This is a genomic window from Halopseudomonas sabulinigri, assembly GCF_900105255.1.
Lineage (GTDB): Bacteria > Pseudomonadota > Gammaproteobacteria > Pseudomonadales > Pseudomonadaceae > Halopseudomonas > Halopseudomonas sabulinigri.
This window is the reverse complement of sequence record NZ_LT629763.1, coordinates 2,229,933-2,248,076: the sequence shown is the minus strand read 5'-3', so window position 1 is coordinate 2,248,076 and position 18,144 is coordinate 2,229,933. Positions and strand designations below refer to the sequence as shown.

17 protein-coding genes and 2 tRNA genes are annotated in these 18,144 nt (G+C 61.4%); 15 read left to right on the top strand and 4 right to left on the bottom strand.

The annotated features are described in order from the left end of the window. Positions 1-62: 62 nt before the first annotated feature. The 4 genes from gpmI (at position 63) to BLU26_RS10050 (ending at position 5,249) form a co-directional block, all read left to right on the top strand. Entirely contained in the window at positions 63-1,598 is a 1,536-nt protein-coding gene (gpmI, locus tag BLU26_RS10065) for a 2,3-bisphosphoglycerate-independent phosphoglycerate mutase (RefSeq protein WP_092286261.1), read from the top strand. A 32-nt stretch (positions 1,599-1,630) separates the two neighbouring features. Further along, the gene (locus tag BLU26_RS10060; protein ID WP_092286259.1) at positions 1,631-2,893 is read left to right on the top strand and encodes a murein hydrolase activator EnvC family protein; all 1,263 of its coding nucleotides are present in this window, start codon (positions 1,631-1,633) and stop codon (positions 2,891-2,893) included. Positions 2,894-2,960: 67 nt separating this feature from the next. Continuing rightward, complete coding sequence (locus BLU26_RS10055) at positions 2,961-4,241, top strand: S41 family peptidase (protein ID WP_092286257.1); 1,281 nt, start codon at positions 2,961-2,963, stop codon at positions 4,239-4,241. Positions 4,242-4,295: 54 nt separating this feature from the next. Next, entirely contained in the window at positions 4,296-5,249 is a 954-nt protein-coding gene (locus BLU26_RS10050) for a divergent polysaccharide deacetylase family protein (protein ID WP_092286255.1), read from the top strand. A gap of 12 nt (positions 5,250-5,261) precedes the next feature. Here the strand turns inward: BLU26_RS10050 and hisF are convergent, their stop codons facing one another. The 4 genes from hisF to hisB form a co-directional block, all read right to left on the bottom strand. Next, positions 5,262-6,035: an imidazole glycerol phosphate synthase subunit HisF gene (gene hisF, locus BLU26_RS10045; protein ID WP_092286252.1), complete on the bottom strand. Its 774-nt coding sequence runs from the start codon at positions 6,033-6,035 to the stop codon at positions 5,262-5,264. A 67-nt stretch (positions 6,036-6,102) separates the two neighbouring features. Then, the gene (hisA, locus tag BLU26_RS10040; protein ID WP_092286250.1) at positions 6,103-6,852 is read right to left on the bottom strand and encodes a 1-(5-phosphoribosyl)-5-[(5-phosphoribosylamino)methylideneamino]imidazole-4-carboxamide isomerase; all 750 of its coding nucleotides are present in this window, start codon (positions 6,850-6,852) and stop codon (positions 6,103-6,105) included. A gap of 96 nt (positions 6,853-6,948) precedes the next feature. Beyond that, positions 6,949-7,590 (bottom strand): imidazole glycerol phosphate synthase subunit HisH, encoded by a 642-nt coding sequence (gene hisH, locus BLU26_RS10035; protein WP_092286248.1) that lies wholly within the window; start codon positions 7,588-7,590, stop codon positions 6,949-6,951. 2 nt (positions 7,591-7,592) lie between these two features. Beyond that, positions 7,593-8,186 carry an imidazoleglycerol-phosphate dehydratase HisB gene (gene hisB, locus BLU26_RS10030; RefSeq protein WP_092286246.1) on the bottom strand — a complete coding sequence of 198 codons (594 nt, stop codon included), beginning with the start codon at positions 8,184-8,186 and terminating at the stop codon, positions 7,593-7,595. Positions 8,187-8,365: 179 nt separating this feature from the next. Between hisB and BLU26_RS10025 the strand changes: the two genes are divergently transcribed. The 11 genes from BLU26_RS10025 to BLU26_RS09975 all read left to right on the top strand — a co-directional run bounded on the left by BLU26_RS10025 (position 8,366) and on the right by BLU26_RS09975 (position 18,056). Further along, positions 8,366-9,481 carry an NAD(P)/FAD-dependent oxidoreductase gene (locus BLU26_RS10025; protein WP_092286244.1) on the top strand — a complete coding sequence of 372 codons (1,116 nt, stop codon included), beginning with the start codon at positions 8,366-8,368 and terminating at the stop codon, positions 9,479-9,481. 50 nt (positions 9,482-9,531) lie between these two features. Then, entirely contained in the window at positions 9,532-11,694 is a 2,163-nt protein-coding gene (locus BLU26_RS10020) for an AsmA family protein (RefSeq protein WP_157719344.1), read from the top strand. Next, positions 11,691-12,749: an A/G-specific adenine glycosylase gene (gene mutY / locus BLU26_RS10015; protein ID WP_092286240.1), complete on the top strand. Its 1,059-nt coding sequence runs from the start codon at positions 11,691-11,693 to the stop codon at positions 12,747-12,749. Before BLU26_RS10020 ends, mutY begins: the two co-directional genes overlap by 4 nt. A 12-nt stretch (positions 12,750-12,761) precedes the next feature. Beyond that, positions 12,762-13,034 carry an oxidative damage protection protein gene (locus tag BLU26_RS10010; RefSeq protein ID WP_092286238.1) on the top strand — a complete coding sequence of 91 codons (273 nt, stop codon included), beginning with the start codon at positions 12,762-12,764 and terminating at the stop codon, positions 13,032-13,034. A gap of 89 nt (positions 13,035-13,123) precedes the next feature. After that, a tRNA-Phe gene (locus BLU26_RS10005) sits at positions 13,124-13,199 on the top strand. Positions 13,200-13,462: 263 nt separating this feature from the next. After that, a complete protein-coding gene (locus BLU26_RS10000) occupies positions 13,463-14,230 on the top strand; it encodes an ABC transporter ATP-binding protein (RefSeq protein ID WP_092286236.1) in 768 nt (255 codons plus the stop codon). 14 nt (positions 14,231-14,244) lie between these two features. Then, positions 14,245-14,994 (top strand): ABC transporter substrate-binding protein, encoded by a 750-nt coding sequence (locus BLU26_RS09995; RefSeq protein ID WP_092286234.1) that lies wholly within the window; start codon positions 14,245-14,247, stop codon positions 14,992-14,994. 41 nt (positions 14,995-15,035) lie between these two features. After that, a complete protein-coding gene (locus tag BLU26_RS09990) occupies positions 15,036-15,728 on the top strand; it encodes an ABC transporter permease (RefSeq protein WP_092286231.1) in 693 nt (230 codons plus the stop codon). Then, the gene (locus BLU26_RS09985; protein WP_092286229.1) at positions 15,725-16,429 is read left to right on the top strand and encodes an ABC transporter permease; all 705 of its coding nucleotides are present in this window, start codon (positions 15,725-15,727) and stop codon (positions 16,427-16,429) included. Before BLU26_RS09990 ends, BLU26_RS09985 begins: the two co-directional genes overlap by 4 nt. 11 nt (positions 16,430-16,440) lie before the next feature. Next, a complete protein-coding gene (locus BLU26_RS09980; protein WP_231701925.1) occupies positions 16,441-17,646 on the top strand; it encodes a methyltransferase in 1,206 nt (401 codons plus the stop codon). Positions 17,647-17,980: 334 nt separating this feature from the next. Further along, a tRNA-Thr gene (locus tag BLU26_RS09975) sits at positions 17,981-18,056 on the top strand. The last annotated feature ends 88 nt before the right edge of the window (positions 18,057-18,144 follow it).

Genomic DNA, 18,144 nt, shown 5'->3' with positions numbered 1-18,144 from the left:
CTGGCGCAGCCCTGGTTGGCTGTGGCCCTCTTCGCCCAATTCAACCTGTGAGTTAATTCAGTATGACAGCAGCCCCCAAGCCCGTAGTTCTCATGATTCTGGATGGTTTCGGTCACAGCGAAACCCCAGACTCCAACGCCATCATGGCGGCGAACACCCCGATTTGGGACAAACTGTGGGCGAGCGCCCCGCACACCCTGGTATCGGGCTCGGGCATGGATGTCGGGCTGCCGGACGGGCAGATGGGCAACTCCGAAGTGGGTCACATGAACCTGGGTGCTGGCCGGGTGGTGTACCAGGACTTCACCCGCGTTACCAAGGCCATCGCCGATGGCGACTTCTTCACCAATGAGAACATCTGCAATGCGGTCGACAAGGCCGTCGCCGCCGGCCGCGCGGTGCACATCATGGGCCTGCTGTCGCCGGGCGGTGTGCACAGCCACGAGGAGCATCTCGCTGCCATGGTCGAGCTGGCAGCCCAGCGCGGTGCCGAGCACATCTATGTACACGGCTTTCTCGATGGCCGTGACACGCCGCCGAGAAGTGCTGCGCCCTCGCTGCAACTGATGGAAGACACCTACGCGCGTCTGGGCAAGGGCCGTACCGCCAGCCTGATCGGTCGCTACTTCGCCATGGATCGCGACAACCGCTGGGATCGCGTTGAAGCTGCCTACAAATTGATCAGCGAAGGGCAGGGCGAGTTTGCGGCAGCCACGGCGGCCGAAGCGCTGGCCGCGGCCTATGAGCGCGATGAAAGCGATGAGTTCGTCAAGGCCACTACGGTGGGCAAACCGGTGCGGGTAGAAGATGGCGATGCGGTGGTGTTCATGAATTTCCGCGCCGACCGCGCTCGCGAGCTTAGCCGCGCCTTCGTCGAGCCTGACTTCAGTGGTTTTACCCGGCCACGTGAGCTGCAGTTGGCCGGATACGTCATGCTGACCCAGTATGCCGCCAGTATTCCCGCGCCCTGTGCCTATCCGCCGGCCTCGCTCGACAACGTGCTGGGCGAGTACCTGGCCAAGCAGGGAAAAACCCAGTTGCGCATCGCGGAAACCGAAAAGTACGCGCACGTGACCTTCTTCTTTTCCGGCGGCCGCGAAGAGCCGTTTGAGGGCGAGGAGCGCATCCTGATCCCTTCGCCACAGGTGGCCACCTACGACCTGCAGCCGGAAATGAGTGCGCCCGAGGTCACCGACCGAATTGTCGAGGCAATTGAGCAGCAGCGTTATGACGTCATCATCGTCAACTACGCGAACGGCGACATGGTTGGCCATACCGGCGTATTCGATGCGGCAGTCGCGGCGGTTGAATGCCTGGACAAGTGCATTGGCCGGATTGCCGAGGCGCTGGATAAGGTGGGTGGCGAAGCGCTGATCACCGCAGATCATGGCAATGTCGAGCAGATGGCTGATGACCACACCGGCCAGGCCCACACCGCTCACACCTGCGAGCCAGTACCCTTCGTTTATGTCGGGCCGCGCAATGTCGAGCTGCGTGATGGCGGTATTCTGTCTGACGTAGCACCTACCATGCTGACCTTGCTCGGGCTGCCGCAGCCGGAAGAAATGACCGGTCGCTCGATAGTGACGCGGGTCTGAGTCCTATTCACCTGAAACGGGAGGCAGGGCCAATGGAGTGGCTGAAGAAACAGGTACGCCGATGCAGCCTGCCACTGACTGTGGCGGCGCTTAGCGGCATGTTGCTGGGCGTGGCGCTGCCGGTCAGCGCGCAGCAAACCGATTCGCGCGAGGCCCGCGCCGAGCTGGAAAAAACCCAGGCCGATATCAAGCGGCTCAAGGAAATGCTCGATGGCCTCAAGCAGGAGGTCTCCGGGCTCGAGTCCGAGTTGAAGGACAGCGAGACGGACATTGGCCGCCTCAAGCGCGAAAGCAATGAGCTGGAGCAGCAGATCCGGGACGGTGAAACCCGTTTGCTGGATCTGCGCGAGCAGGCCAAGGCGTTGCAGGCTTCCTTGGCGGCCCAGCAGGAGCAGATTGCCCAGCAGGTGCGGGCGGCCTACATGGCCGGGCAGCAGGGCTACCTCAAGGTGCTGCTGAATCAGGATGATCCCGGCCGCATGGCGCGGATGATGCGCTACTACGAGTACGTGGGTCAGGCGCGCGTCGAGGAAATCAATCGCTTCAATGACACCCTGAGCCAGATTCAACTGGCCAGTGCTGATATCGTGCGCGAGCAAGCCGCTCTGCAGAGCGCACGCGAAGATCTGGCGGTGCGCGAAAGTGCGCTACAGGCGCAGCAGCAAAAACGTACCCAGCTACTGGCCTCGCTGCAGGGGCAGAGCCGCTCAGAGGCGCAGAAGCTCGCCGCGCGCGAATCCGAGCGAGCAGCGCTGAATAAGCTGATCAAACAGCTGGATGAGGCCATCACCAGTCTGCCCACACCAGAGCCGCCGCGGGCGCAGAGTCAAAGCCGCAGCCAAAACCAGATTGCTATCCAGGCGCCTGCCAGCTGGCCGGCGGGCAGTCTGGCCTTTGCCCAGGCGCGCGGCAAGATGCCGTTGCCGGTGCGGGGTCGCATTGCGTCGCGCTACGGCAGCCAGCGCGGCGGGGACGCCCGGCTGAAATGGGATGGTTTGTTGATCTCGGCCGCGGTGGGCTCCCAGGTCAGGGCTATCCACGGTGGTCGCGTGGTCTTCGCCGACTGGTTGCGCGGTTCCGGGCTGCTGCTGATTCTCGACCACGGCAATGGTTATCTCAGTCTCTATGGGCATAACCAGACCCTGCTGCGCGAGGTGGGCAGTTGGGTGCAGCCGGGTGAGCCGGTTGCGACCGTGGGCAATAGCGGTGGCCTGTCCGAGCCCTCGTTGTATTTCGCTATTCGTCACAAGGGTCAGGCCCTCGATCCGTTGGCGTGGTGTATGCTGTCGGGGTGATGCCTCGCGCCGCTGTACTCCGGCCCGTCAGGGGTATCGTCCGCTTTTCTTGCGTTGGGAGAGTTAAATGATGGCAGTGCGTAGTCTGTTGGTTGCCGGCTTGAGCCTGAGTCTCAGTCTGGTTCCTGTTCATGCGCAACAAGCACAACAGGAGGCTGCTGCACCCCTGCCGTTGAATGACCTGCGGACCTTTGCCGAGGTTTTTGAGCGTATTCGCACTGCCTATGTCGAGCCGGTCGACGATGCCACCCTGCTGGAAAATGCCATTCGCGGCATGCTCGAAGGGCTTGACCCGCACTCTGCCTACATGGGGCCGGATGAGTTTGCTGGCCTGCAAGACAGCACCCAGGGCCACTTCGGCGGCCTGGGCATCGAAGTCGGTCAGGAAGACGGCTTTCTCAAGGTGGTTTCACCGATTGACGATACTCCAGCCGCCGAGGCCGGTATCGAAGCGGGTGACCTGATCGTCAAGATCGATGATCAGCCGGTCAAGGGCATGAGCCTGATGGACGCCGTCGACAAGATGCGCGGCGAGCCCGGCACCAGCATTCGCCTGACACTGGTGCGCAACAATGGCCGGCCGTTCGAGGTCAAGCTTGAGCGCGCCATCATCAAGGTCAAGAGCGTCAAGTCGGAGATGCTGGAGCCTGGCTACGGCTATCTGCGCGTGACCCAGTTCCAGATCAACACCGGTGATGAGCTGCGCACCAGTCTCAACCGTCTGAAAGCCGACGGCGAGCTGAACGGTCTGGTCCTGGATCTGCGCAACAATCCTGGCGGCGTGCTGCAGTCAGCCGTGGAGGTAGTGGATACCTTTGTCGACAAAGGGCTGATCGTCTACACCAAGGGACGCCTGAGCAATGCCGAAATGCGCTTCAGTGCCACCAGCAACAATCCGTCTGGCGATATTCCGCTGGTAGTGCTGATCAATGGCGGCTCGGCCTCGGCCTCCGAGATCGTTGCTGGTGCGCTGCAGGATCTGGGGCGCGGCGTGATCATGGGCACCGACAGCTTTGGCAAGGGTTCGGTACAAACCGTGCTGCCGCTGAATAATGATCGCGGTCTCAAGCTCACCACCGCGCTCTATTACACGCCCAAGGGTCGTTCCATTCAGGCCCAGGGCATAGTGCCCGACATTCGGGTCGAGCGCGCGCACCTGACCCTGGACGAAGCTGAGATCAGTTACCGCGAAGCGGATCTGGCCGGCCACCTGAATAACGCCAGTGGCAATGAGCGGCCTACCTCTGCGGCGGCGCGCAGCGATAGCCCGTTGGCGGATGACTATCAATTGAGTCAGGCGGTCAGCCTGCTCAAGGGGTTGAACGTCGCGCGTACCCGCGTGCAGTAAGCCGCGCGGGTGTTCCTGGTTAAGGCAAGGCGTCACCGCACTGGTGGCGCAGGCATGCTGGTTGCCGCCCTGTTGGCGGCACTGTTGCTCGGCTGTTCTGACGATGAATCGGCCGGGAGTGCTGGCGAGCCGGCCGGGCCCTCCGCCGCTGCGCCCGCAGCAGACACTGCCGAGCCCCTGGCACCAGAAGCCGCCTCCGCGTTGCCGGAAGCGGCATTGCCTGTGCCGTCAGCGTCCGATCAGGCGGCCAGGCCCACGCCGGCTCAAGTACCCGTGCCGCCACTGGAAGAGCCGGCGCCGCTAATCTCGCCGTTGCCGCTTGAGTCTGAAGCGGAGGCCTTGCCGATGCTCAGCATCATCATTGATGACGTTGGCAATAGTCGCGCCGCTGGCGAGCGCATCATCGCACTCCCGGCCCCCGTTGCGCTGGCCATCATGCCTTTTACCCGCAATGCTCAGGTGTTGGCCACGCTGGCCGCGGAGGCCGGCAAGCCGGTGCTGCTGCACCTGCCAATGGAGAGTCTGGCTGGGCTGGCGATAGGTGAGGGCGGTCTGGACACAGGCATGTCGCGCGCCGAGTTCGACGCCCAGTTGCAAGCGAGTCTGAACGCCTTCACGCCGATTCAGGGCGTTAACAATCATATGGGCAGTAAGCTGACTGCCAACCGTGAGCGCATGGACTGGCTGATGGCGCAGCTGGCCGCGCGGCAGCTGTTCTTTGTTGACAGTCGCACCAACAAGGAAACCCAAGCGGCCTTTGCTGCGCAGGCGGCGGAGGTGCCCAATGTGTCCCGCGACGTCTTCCTCGATAACGAGCGCACGCAGGTGGAGTTGGAGCGGGAGTTTCGGCTAGTGCTGGCGCGGGCGCGCAAGCAAGGGGCAGCGGTGTTGATTGGCCATCCCTACCCGGAAACCCTGTCCTTTCTCGAGCGCCAGTTGCCGGAGCTGGAGTCGCGCGAGGGAGTACAGCTGGTCAGTGTGCAGAGGCTGCTGAGCCGGCCGCACTGAGCCGGCCGGTGATTACAGGCGCATCTCGATGCCGCGCTCGGCCATGTAGGCCTTGGCTTCGCTGACGGTAAACTCGCCAAAGTGGAAGATGCTGGCAGCCAGCACCGCATCGGCACCCCCTTGGGTTACCCCGTCGGCCAGGTGCTGCAGATTGCCGACACCGCCCGAGGCAATCACCGGAATGTGCAGGGCATCACTGATGGCGCGGGTGACGCCCAAATCGTAGCCGCTTTTGACCCCGTCCTGATCCATGCTGGTGAGCAGAATTTCGCCGGCGCCCAACTGCTCCATCTTGCGTGACCACTCTACCGCATCCAGGCCGGTGGGCTTGCGCCCGCCGTGGGTGAAGATCTCCCAGCGGCCGGGCTCGCCGGGAGCGGAAACCCGTTTGGCGTCAATCGCGACCACGATGCACTGCGAGCCGAAACGGTCGGCAGCCTCACCGACAAACTCCGGGTTGAATACCGCAGCGGTGTTGATCGAGACCTTGTCGGCGCCGGCGTTGAGCAGGTTGCGGATGTCGGCCACGGTGCGCACGCCGCCGCCCACGGTCAGCGGAATGAACACCTGACTGGCCATGCGTTCGACCGTGTGCAGCGTAGTGTCACGCTCCTGATGGCTGGCGGTGATGTCGAGAAAGGTGATTTCGTCGGCACCCTGCTCGTTGTAGCGACGAGCGATCTCCACCGGATCGCCGGCGTCGCGGATGTTCTCGAACTTGACGCCCTTGACCACGCGACCGTTGTCGACGTCGAGGCAGGGGATGATGCGTTTGGCCAGGGGCATGGGCTTTCTCCGAAAGCAGCTGCAAGCTTCAAGCTGCAAGCAAAATCAATAAACCAGCGCGGACAGCTTATCGCTTACGGCTTGCGGCAGTCTCATCGCAGAGCGCCTGCGCCACGGCCACATCCAGTGTGCCTTCATAAATGGCGCGACCGGTAATGGCGCCGATAATGCCTGGGGTGGTGGTGTCGAGCAGGGTTTGAATATCGCCCAGATTATGGATGCCGCCGGAGGCGATCACCGGAATCGAAGTGGCGTTGGCCAGCGCGGCCGTGGCTTCGACGTTACAGCCCTGCATCATGCCGTCTTTGGCGATGTCGGTGTAGACAATGGCAGACACGCCGTCGGCTTCAAAGCGCTTGGCCAAGTCGATAACCTGAATGTCGCTTACCTCGGCCCAGCCATCGGTAGCGACAAAACCGTCTTTCGCATCCAGGCCCACAATTACCTTGCCGGGGAAGGCGCGACAGGCTTCGGCAACAAATTCGGGCTCTTTTACCGCCTTGGTGCCGATGATCACGTAGCTGACGCCCGCCTTGACGTACTCTTCGATGGTTTCCAGCGAGCGGATGCCGCCGCCGATCTGGATCGGCAGGTCGGGGTAGCGTTTGGCGATAGCGGTGACAGCCCCGCCGTTGACCGGCTTGCCTTCAAAGGCGCCGTTCAGATCGACTAAGTGCAGGCGTCGGCAACCGGCTTCGACCCACCTGGCAGCCATGGCAACCGGGTCATCGGAGAACACGGTGGCGTCGTCCATCAGGCCCTGGCGCAGGCGCACGCAGGCGCCGTCTTTAAGGTCGATCGCGGGAATTATCAGCATAACTTTTTCCTTTGGAAAAAGAGCTTCAAGTTTCAGGCTGCAAGCTTCAAGCGGGTCGGCTTGTAGCTTGCAACGTGCAGCTTGCGGCTCTGTTCTTTACCAGCGTCCATCCCAGGCGAGAAAGTTCTGCAGCAGCTGCAGGCCGTTGGTGTGGCTTTTCTCGGGGTGGAATTGGGTGGCGAATACGTTGTCCTGGGCCAGCGCGGCGGCAAAGTCGACGCCGTAATGGCAGCGCCCAGCCAGCTGGGTGGTTTTGCCCGGCGCGGCATAATAGCTGTGTACGAAGTAGAAGCGGGCGTTCTGCTCGATGCGGTGCCAGAGCGGGTGGTCCAGATTCTGCTGCACCTGATTCCAGCCCATGTGCGGTACTTTCAGGCGCACGTTGCCGTCGTACAGCTCCTCACCAAAGAACTTCACCTCGCCGGGGAACAGGCCAAGGCTATCGACGCCGCCGTTCTCTTCGCTGTGCTCCAGCAGCATTTGCATGCCGACGCAAATGCCCAGCAGTGGCTTTTCCTTGGCGACCTGGTGCACCACCTGGTCAAGGCCGAGCTGGCGCAGTTCGCTGACGCAATCGCGGATCGCGCCAACGCCCGGCAAGACTACGCGGTCGGCGTTGAGAATGGCCTGTGGGTCGCTGGTCACCTCAACCTGCTGCGCGCCGACGTGCTCCAGTGCCTTGGCGACCGAATGCAGGTTGCCCATGCCGTAGTCGATGACGGCTACATGAGTCGACATGCTTACAGGCAGCCCTTGGTGGAGGGCATGATGCCACTCATGCGCTCATCCTGCTCGATGGCCATGCGCAACGCGCGGCCAAAGGCCTTGAACACGGTTTCGATCTGATGGTGCGTGTTTACGCCGCGCAGGTTGTCGATGTGCAGGGTGACCTGGGCGTGGTTTACAAAGCCCTGGAAGAACTCCATGAACAGGTCCACGTCGAAGCCGCCCACGCTGGCGCGGGTGTAAGGCACGTGCATCTGCAGGCCGGGGCGACCGGAGAAGTCGATCACCACGCGTGACAGGGCCTCGTCGAGCGGCACGTAGGCGTGACCATACCGGCGGATGCCTTTCTTGTCGCCAATCGCCTTGGCAAAGGCCTGACCCAGAGTGATGCCCACGTCTTCAACGGTGTGGTGATCGTCAATGTGCAGGTCGCCACGGGCCTTGATGGTCATGTCGATCAGGCCGTGTCGAGCGATCTGGTCAAGCATGTGCTCAAGGAAAGGAACGCCAATATCAAAGTCGGCCTCGCCGGTGCCATCGAGGTTGATGGCGACATTGATTTTGGTTTCCAAAGTGTCGCGCGCGACGCTGGCCTTGCGCTCCGCCATGGTTAATCTCCGCTGAAGTTGTCGGTCAAAGGCGGGCATTATACGTGGCTGCGGGGTGGTGGGCTACAGCGGGCTGATTGCCAGTGTTGATCGCGCCGATAGGCGGGTCAGCTGTCATTGCGCAAGTGGGCGCGGCAGAATGCAGGGCAGTAGTGATTCGCGGAGCATGGGCGCAGACGATGGCGACAGATTTTGACCTGGTGGTGGTGGGCGCGGGTGTGGTGGGGTTGGCGGTGGCGCAGCGCCTGGCACGTGACGGCCGCAGCGTGCTGGTGCTGGAACAGGAGGCTTGGGTTGGCCAGCATGCCTCCAGCCGCAACAGCGAGGTCATTCACGCCGGTATCTACTATGCGCCGGGCTCATTGAAGGCGCAGTTGTGTGTTGAGGGCCGGGACCTGCTCTATGCCTGGTGCGCCGAGCACGGCGTGGCGCATCGGCGAGTCGGTAAATTGCTGGTAGCGGTTGAACCGGAGGAAATCGCCGCGATGACGCGCTTGCAGCGCAATGCCGCGGCCAACGGCGTAGAGCTGCACTGGCTGGACGCCGCGCAGGTGCACGAGCTGGAGCCACAACTGCGTGCGCTGGCGGGATTGTATTCACCGCTGACCGGGATCGTCGACAGCCACGCCCTGATGCAGTCGTTTGAGGCGGCCTTGCAGCGCGCCGGCGGCCTGTTGAGCTGTCGCGCCAAGGTAGACAGCATTACGCCGATCACGCAGGGGTTGTGTGTGTCCGGGCGCAGTGCCGGCCAGGCGTTCAGCATCAGCGCCCGCCAAGTGGTCAACGCGGCGGGATTGTTTGCCCAAAGGCTGCAGCGGGACGTGACCGGCGCTATACAAGTGCCGGCGGTCCACTGGTGCCAGGGGCGCTATTTCAGCTACGCCGGGTCGTCGCCTTTCCGCCATCTGGTTTACCCTATGCCGGAATCAAACAATGCTGGGCTGGGTGTACATGCGACTCTCGATCTCGCCGGTCAGCTACGCTTTGGCCCGGATGTGCGCTATACCGATGAATTGGATTATCAGGTGGATGAGCGTTTGCGGGATGCCTTCGTCGCGTCGGTGCGCCGCTACTGGCCGCAGTGTGACGTCGCGCGCTTGCAGCCGGCGTACGCCGGGGTACGGGCCAAGCTGAGCGGCGCGGGGGAACCGGCCATGGATTTCGTCCTCCAAGATCATACAAGTCATGGTGTGCGTGGGCTGGTCAGCCTGTTCGGTATCGAGTCGCCGGGGCTGACTGCCTGTCTGGCGCTGGCCGAAAGGGTCCGGCTGATGCTGAACGCCGATACAAACTGAAACGCGCTGCCCCGTGGGAGTTACGCCGGCAGGCCAACTAAGGAGAGATGATGAAAGCCTTTGCCAAGGTCGTGGGGCTGGTGGTGTTCGGTATTGTGGTACTGGCCATCGGTGTGCTGTTTTTTCTCACCCGCATGTTCGATCCCAATGACTATAAAGAAGACATTCAACAGGCCGCCCGTGAGCAGGCGAATATCGAGCTGACGCTGGGTGGTGATATCGGCTGGTCGCTCTTCCCCTGGCTGGGCATCGAGCTCAAGGATGTCGGCGTCGCCCCCACCGAACAGCCGGATCAGCCGTTGGCACAGGTTGGCTCGCTTGGCCTCGGCGTCAAGGTGCTGCCGCTGCTGCGCCGGCAACTGCGCATGAGCGATGTGATTCTCGACGACGTACGTCTGCAGTTGGTCAAGTCGGCAGAAGGCGAGGGCAACTGGGCCAATATCGGGCCGCAAGCGTCTGCTGACGCCGCCGCTGCGAGCAGCGACAGCAAGCCAGCGCCCAGTACCAAAGATAAAGAAATGGATTTTGCCGTGGAAAGCGTGCAGATCACCAACGCCAGCGTGCGTTACGAGGATCGGCAAAGCGGCCAGATACTGACCCTTGATCAGGCTAACCTGACTACCGGCGCGCTGATCGAAGGTGAGCCCTTTGATGTCAGCTTTCTGGGCATGCTGACCACTGACAAACCAGCGCTGCGCGTGCGGCTCGATATGAAGGCGGTTGCGCAGTTTGATCTGGGCCTCAAGCGTTATCAGCTGGATGCGCTCGATATGAAAGTCGACGCCAGCGGCGAGCCCTTCTCTGGCCGTGCGGTCAACCTGCAACTGCAGGGCGATGGCCTGCTTGATCTGAGCGCGCAGGTGGCGGAGCTGAATCAACTGCGCATGACGCTGGGTGACATGCGTGCTACCGGCGCGCTCAAAGCCACCGCCCTGGACCAGGAGCCCAAGTTGAGCGGGCAGCTCAACGTTGCCGACTTTGACGCTCGCGACCTGCTGCGCGACCTGGGGCAGCCGTTGCCGGACATGGCCGATCCCGGTGCGTTGTCGCAGGTTTCGCTGGCTACGCGGCTGGATGGTTCTGCCTCAAGCCTGATGCTCAGGGATCTGACGTTGGTGGTCGATGGCGCAACGCTCAAGGGCGAGCTGGGTCTGGCTGACTTCGAGCGGCAAGCCCTGCGCTTCAAGCTGGCTGGCGACAGCTTCAACCTGGACAACTACCTCCCGCCGGCCGAAGAAAAAGATGGCAGCGCCGGGCAGGCAACCGGCGGCAGCAAGTCTACCGCTGCGCCGCCGGAGTGGAGCGACGAGCCGCTGTTGCCGCTGGAGCGCCTGGCGATGCTGGATGTTGACGGCAGCCTGGCGCTACAGCAGGTCACGCTCACCGGTCAGACCATCAAACCCTTTACCCTAGCCGCCAGCGCGCGTGACGGCCGCGTGCAGCTGAAACAGCTGGATGGCGGTATTTTCTCGGGTACCTTTACCAGCAAGGGCGAAATCGATACCCGCAAGACTCCGGTCAGCCTGGCGCTTAGCGGTCAGCTCAAGGGTGTAGATTCGCTGGCGGCGCAGCAGGCCTACGATGTGCCAGCGCAGGTGCGCGGCGCGCTGGATCTGAATATGGATTTGAGCATGCGCGGCAACAGCATGCGCCGCTGGATGAATACACTTGGGGGCAACGCGCGCTTCCAGCTGGATGACGGCGCTCTACTGGGCGTCAACCTGGAGCAGCAGTTGTGTCGCGCCATCGCCCTGGCCAATCGTAAGTCGCTGAGCGGTGAACACGGCAGTGAAAACACGCCGTTCGAGCAACTGAATGGCAGCTTCAACCTACGCGACGGGCAGGTCAGCAATCGCGATCTGGTGGTCAAGCTGCCGGGCATCACGGCCAAGGGCAAAGGCGACGTCAACCTGCCGGAACAGCGCCTGGACTACCGTATCGGGCTGCTGTTGGAAGGCGACAAGAGCGACATGCCAGACGAGGCCTGCCAGGTCAACGAGCGCTATGTTGGCATCGAGTGGCCGGTGCGCTGTCAGGGCTATCTGCATAATGCGGCGAGTAGCTGTGGCGTGGATACCGAAGGGGTAACCAAGGTAGCCGGGCAACTGCTCGGCAATGAAGCCAAGCGCAAGCTGGAAGAGCGCCTGGACGAGAAACTGGGCGACAAGGCACCCGAGCTGCGAGACGCGATCAAGGGGCTGTTTTCCAATTGAAGCCAGATGAGTTTGCCCAGCGCGTGCTGGGCTGGTATGACGCGCATGGTCGCAAGGATCTGCCCTGGCAACAGGACAAATCACCCTATCGCGTCTGGGTCTCGGAGATCATGTTGCAGCAGACCCAGGTCGCGACTGTCATCCCCTATTTTGCGCGCTTCATGGAGGCCTTGCCCAACGTGCAGGCGCTGGCCAATGCCAGTGACGATGAAGTGCTGCATTTGTGGACCGGGCTCGGCTATTACACCCGGGCGCGCAACCTGCACAAGGCGGCCAAGCAGGTGGTCGCCGAGCACGGCGGCGAATTCCCCCGCAGCGTTGAAGGCTTGATGGCGTTACCGGGTATCGGGCGATCCACCGCTGGCGCTATTGCTTCGCTCAGCATGGGCCTTTGGGCGCCGATTCTGGATGGCAATGTCAAACGAGTGCTGGCGCGCTTTGCTGCGGTGGAGGGCTGGCCAGGGGAAAAGGCGGTGCATGATCGTTTGTGGCGCATGGCCGAGCGCTATACGCCCCAAAACAGGGTGCAGCATTTCACTCAGGCGATGATGGACATGGGGGCCACCCTGTGCACGCGCAGCAAGCCTTCGTGCCTACTGTGCCCGCTAAAGGAAGGTTGCGAGGCACGCCTGCTGGGAGAGCCGACTCGCTTCCCCGGCTCCAAGCCGCGCAAGGTGCTGCCAGTGCGCCAGTGCGTGATGCCCTTACTGCTCAACGAGGAAGGCGAGGTCTGGCTGCAGCGCAGGCCGCCCAGCGGTCTCTGGGGCGGACTCTGGAGTCCGGTTCAGCTGGATAGTCAGGAGGCGCTGACGGCCTGGTTGCAGAGCCGTCCGCTGGCGATTGAACACACTGAGGCGCTGCCAGCGTTGCGGCATACCTTCAGTCACTTTCATCTGGATATTCAGCCGGTGCTGGTACGGGTTCATGGCGTCGGCGGCGTGGCTGAAGCGGGCGAGGTCTGGTATAACCTGCGCGAACCCGGTCGCCTCGGTCTTGCTGCGCCAGTGAAGAAACTACTGAAGCAGATTGAAGCGCACCTTCCATCCCCTGCCTGAAGGAGTTCATCAATGACGCGCATGGTGATGTGCCGCAAATACAAAGAAGAGTTGCCCGGCCTGGAGCGACCACCTTATCCCGGCCCCAAGGGCGAGGCGATCTACCAGGACGTTTCCAAGCGCGCTTGGGACGAGTGGCAGGCGCACCAGACGATGCTCATCAATGAGCGCCGGCTGAACATGATGGACCCCGAGGATCGGCGCTTTCTGCAGGCCGAAATGGACAAGTTTCTCGCTGGCGAAGATTATGCCCAGGCTGAGGGTTACGTACCTCCGAGCGCATGATGTTTTGGTAAGCGGCTGAAAAGTAGAAAATATTTTTCAACAGGCGCTTGACACAAAAAGGCTTAAACCGTTTAATAGCGGCCCTTGATGCCCAGATAGCTCAGTCGGTAGAGCAGAGGATTGAAAATCCTCGTGTCGGCGGTTCGATTCCGTCTCTGGGCACCACTTATTGCAAAAGCCCGCTGGCAACCCCAGCGGGCTTTTTTGTTTCTGGCAGGCAGAGCTGTCTAGCGCGCGTATTGGCAAGACTTTTGCCTGTATTAGCCGGTCGGTGACCGAAACAGGGTTCTTGGTCATGCGAATCAGCTGTGCTAGTTTTGCCAGAATATGACGCCCGGACGTCTGCAGAAGGATCTGTGTCCCGGCTGCTGCATCACAAATGTGGCGGTAATACACCTGACGGCTAAACGCCTAGTGGATAACGATACGTGACTTCGCCCGCTCTAGAAGTGCGCAACCTGCACAAACGATACGGCGACCTTGAAGTACTCAAGGGCGTTGATCTGGTCGCCAACGATGGCGACGTCATTTCCATCCTCGGTTCCTCCGGGTCCGGCAAGAGCACGCTGCTGCGTTGTATCAACCTGCTGGAAAACCCGCACGAAGGCCAGATTCTGGTCGCTGGTGAAGAGCTCAAGCTCAAGCCCGGCCGTCATGGCGAGCTGGTCGCCGCTGACAACAAGCAAATCAATCGCCTGCGCGCGCGGGTTGGCTTTGTATTTCAGAGTTTCAACCTGTGGCCACACATGAGCATCCTCGACAATATCATCGAGGCGCCACGTCGCGTGCTGGGCCAGTCCAAGGCCGAGGCGGTTGAGGCGGCCGAGGCCTTTCTGGAAAAGGTCGGCATTGCCGACAAGCGTCATTCCTTCCCTGCACAACTTTCCGGTGGTCAGCAGCAGCGCGCTGCCATCGCTCGCACGCTGGCCATGCAGCCGCGTGTCATCCTGTTCGATGAGCCAACCTCGGCACTGGATCCGGAGATGGTCCATGAGGTTCTCACGGTGATTCGAGCCCTGGCTGACGAAGGTCGTACTATGCTGTTGGTAACCCATGAAATGGGCTTTGCCCGGCAGGTATCAAGCCAGGTGGTGTTTCTGCATCAGGGGCTGGTCGAAGAGATCGGTACCCCGGAAAAAGTGTTCGACAACCCCGGTTCCGAGCGCTGCCGACAGTTCATGTCAAGCCATAAATAAATAGGAGTAGATCCATGAAACAATACAAAAAGGTTTTGCTGGCAACTGCCACAGCGTTGTTTATGAGTGCTCCGGCCTTTGCCGAGACCCTGCGCATCGGCACCGAAGGCGCCTACCCTCCCTTCAACTTGGTTGACAGCAGCGGCGAAGTCGTCGGTTTTGATATCGACATCGCCAACGCCCTGTGCGCCGAAATGAAGGTTGACTGCACCGTGGTGACTTCCGATTGGGACGGCATCATTCCAGCGCTGAACAACAACAAGTTCGACTTCCTGGTTGCTTCGATGTCGATCACCGATGAGCGCAAGCAGGCGGTTGATTTCACCAACCCCTACTACACCAACAAGCTGCAGTTCGTGGCGCCCAAGTCAGCCGATTTCAAGGTTGACGAGGCCAGCCTGAAAGGCAAGACCATTGGTGCACAGCGCGCGACCATCGCCGGTCAGTGGCTGGAAGACAACATGGCCGACGTGGTGGATGTGCGTCTGTACGACACCCAGGAAAACGCCTATCTGGACATGAACTCCGGCCGTATCGACGGCGTGCTGGCCGACAACTTCGTGCAGTACGAGTGGCTGCAGAGCGAAGCGGGCGCCAACTTTGAGTTCAAAGGCGAACCGGTATTCGACAACGATCAGATCGGCATCGCCGTGCGCAAGGATGATCCGCTGCGCGAGCGCCTGAACACGGCGCTGCAGGCCATCATCGATAATGGTACCTACGAGACCATCAACGCCAAGTACTTTCCCTTCAGCATCTACTGATCACCAGCCGGGCCCTGCGGGGCCCGGCCTGGAAAACGCCCATGCTTGATTTACAAGGTTTCGGTCCAGCCCTGCTCGAAGGGACCTGGATGACTATTCGTTTGTCCCTCGCCGCGGTTGCCGTTGGCTTGGTATTCGGTCTGCTTGGCGCTACCGCCAAGGTCTCGAACAATACTGTTGCAAGGGCGCTCGGCGGCTTTTATACCGGCGTGGTGCGCGGGATTCCGGAGACTGTCTGGGTGCTGATGATGTACTTCGGCACCGTCTCGGCATTCAACGCGCTTGGCGCTTATTTCGGCAACCCACGGCTGTCACTCAGCCCCTTCGTGGCCGGTACGCTGGCGCTGGCGCTGTGCTTCGGCGCTTACGCTACCGAGGTGTTTCGTGGTGCGCTGCTTGCCATTCCGGCAGGGCAGAAGGAAGCCGGTCTGGCGCTGGGCCTGTCGAACTGGCGCATCTTCTACCGTATTACCCTGCCGCAGCTCTGGCGCGTTGCGCTACCTGGGTTGGGCAACCTTTATCTGATCCTGCTCAAGGACACCGCGCTGGTTTCGCTGATCACCCTGGATGAGATCATGCGCAAGGCACAGGCCGCGGCCAATGCCACCAAGGAACCCTTTACCTTCTACTTGCTGGCGGCAGGTATCTACCTGTTTCTCACGGTCTTCATCATGGGCGCACTGCACTGGTTTGAACGGCGTGCTAACCGCGGCTTCGTGAGGACCGAACTATGAACCTGGGTGAAACCTGGGCGCTGATCGAGCGCTTCCTGCCGCAGTTGTGGGACGGCACACTGGTGACCCTGCAGCTGGTTGGTCTGGCCGTGATCATCGGCCTGTTTCTGGCGATCCCGCTGGGGTTGGCGCGTGCATCGCGGCATTGGTATATCCGCGCCGTGCCGTACAGCTACATATTCTTCTTCCGTGGCACGCCCTTGCTGTTGCAGCTGTTTCTGGTCTATTACGGCATCTCGCAGTTTCAGGCGGTGCGCGAGAGCTTCCTTTGGCCCTATCTGCGCGAGCCGTTCTGGTGCGCGCTGATTACCATGACCATGCACACCGCGGCCTATATTGCCGAGATTCTGCGCGGTGCGATTCAGGCGGTGCCGCCGGGTGAGGTAGAGGCTGCCCGCGCGCTGGGCATGTCGCGGCGCCAGGCGTTGCAGCACATCATTTTGCCGCGCGCAATCCGTATTGGGTTGCCAGCTTACGGCAATGAAGTGATTCTGATGCTCAAGGCCAGTGCCGTGGTGTACACCGTGACCATGATGGACATCATGGGTGTAATCCGCACCATCAACTCGCGCACCTACGAGTACGAACTGTTCTTCATGGTCGCGGGTGTGATGTATCTGATCATCACCCTGGTGTTTACCCAGCTGTTCCGCCTGGTTGAGCGCTGGCTCAAGGTGGACGCCAGCCGGCAGGCGCGCTGAGTAGCGCAGGGGTGAGCTTAGCGGCGCACTTTGCCGAGCTGGATCAGTGGCTGCAGCAGCATCAGGCGCTGTGGCGCGCCAAGCCTTTCACCCAGCCGAGCCTGGCTTGGGAGGCGGATTGGCCCGAGCTGGCGCACTGGCTGCGCCAGCGAACACTGGCCGAGGCGGAGGCTGCACACCACAGTCCACAGCAATTACAGGCGCCCGAGCCCTTTGCCGCGCTGGCTGCAGACTCGCTGCGGCTGAGCCAGCTGCCCCGCTGGCAGGCCGAGTTGGCAGAGCACCTGCCGGAACCCTTGTATCGCCATATCCCCGGCCGTAAATGGCAGCAGATAACCCACTTTGCCGATGTCGCTCGTGCAGGCTTGCAGAGGCCTGCAACACGCTGGGTCGACTGGTGCGCCGGCAAGGGCCATCTGGGCCGTCTTTTGGCCTGGCAAGGTGGGCAGCCGCTGGTCTGCCTGGAGCACGATGCCGCGTTGAATCAGGCGGGCGCAGCGCTGAGCCAGGCGCTCGCGGTGGCTGCGCAGCATCGGCAGGCAGATGTGCTGGCGCCGAGCTGTGCCGAGCATCTGACCGGTAACGATTCCATTGTGGCCTTGCACGCCTGCGGGCAGCTGCACATGACCCTGCTGCAGCAACTGGTCGCCAATCACTGTCGCCAGCTGGCATTGGCGCCGTGCTGCTATAACCGCATCGACTCCGAGTGCTATCAACCACTGTCCAGCGTAGCGCGGGCGGCGCACCTGCAGCTCAGCAGGGATGATCTGGCGTTGCCAATGCAAGAGACGGTCACCGCGGGGCAGCGTGAACGGCAGCAACGCGATCGTTCCATGGCTTGGCGGCTGGCGTTCGATCTTTGGCAGCGCGAGGCGCGGGGGATCGATAGCTACCTGCCTACCCCCTCCAAACCGCCGGGCGGCACTGCGCAGGGGTTTGCTGGTTTCTGTCGCAGCCTGACGACGCACCATCAGCTACACCTGCCGGCGCCGTCTGATTGGCGGCAGTTGGAGGCTCGCGGTTGGCAGCGTCTGGCTGAAGTGCGCAATCTGGAGTTGCTGCGTGGCCTGTTTCGCCGGCCACTGGAAGTCTGGCTGTTGCTGGATCGTGCCCTGTACCTGCAAAAGTCGGGTTACCGGGTGCAGTTAGGCGAGTTCTGCCCCGCCAGCCTGACCCCGCGCAATGTGCTGTTGCTGGCAGAAAAGCAGAACCCATAGGTCATCACCAGACTGTGAACGGGTAGTGCACAGAGTTATCCACAGATTGTGCGCCCTTGTGGTTATCCACGGCTGCTGTGCATAACTGTGTTGATGACACGGTGGTAACCCGCTACAAGCGAGAAACGACGTGCCATTGCGGCCGCTGTATGAGATTTGATCAAGGTTGATAAGTGCGGCAAAACAACAGCTTGCGGGCGCTACGTCAAGTGTTAAACGAAAAGTCATGCACAAGTGGCAAGCGGTCCTTTGCAGCAGGAAAATGCCACATAAATGCAAACTCTTCGGCCCTATGGCTTTACACAAAAATCTAGCCATATATAATGCACCCCGCGCCGGTATAGCTCAGTTGGTAGAGCAACTGACTTGTAATCAGTAGGTCCCGAGTTCGACTCTTGGTGCCGGCACCATAGAATTAACGCAAAGGCTCATCTTCGGATGGGCCTTTTGTGTTTCTGGTGGCCTGTTTGAACCTGACTGTTGAGCCAGGTTGCCCGT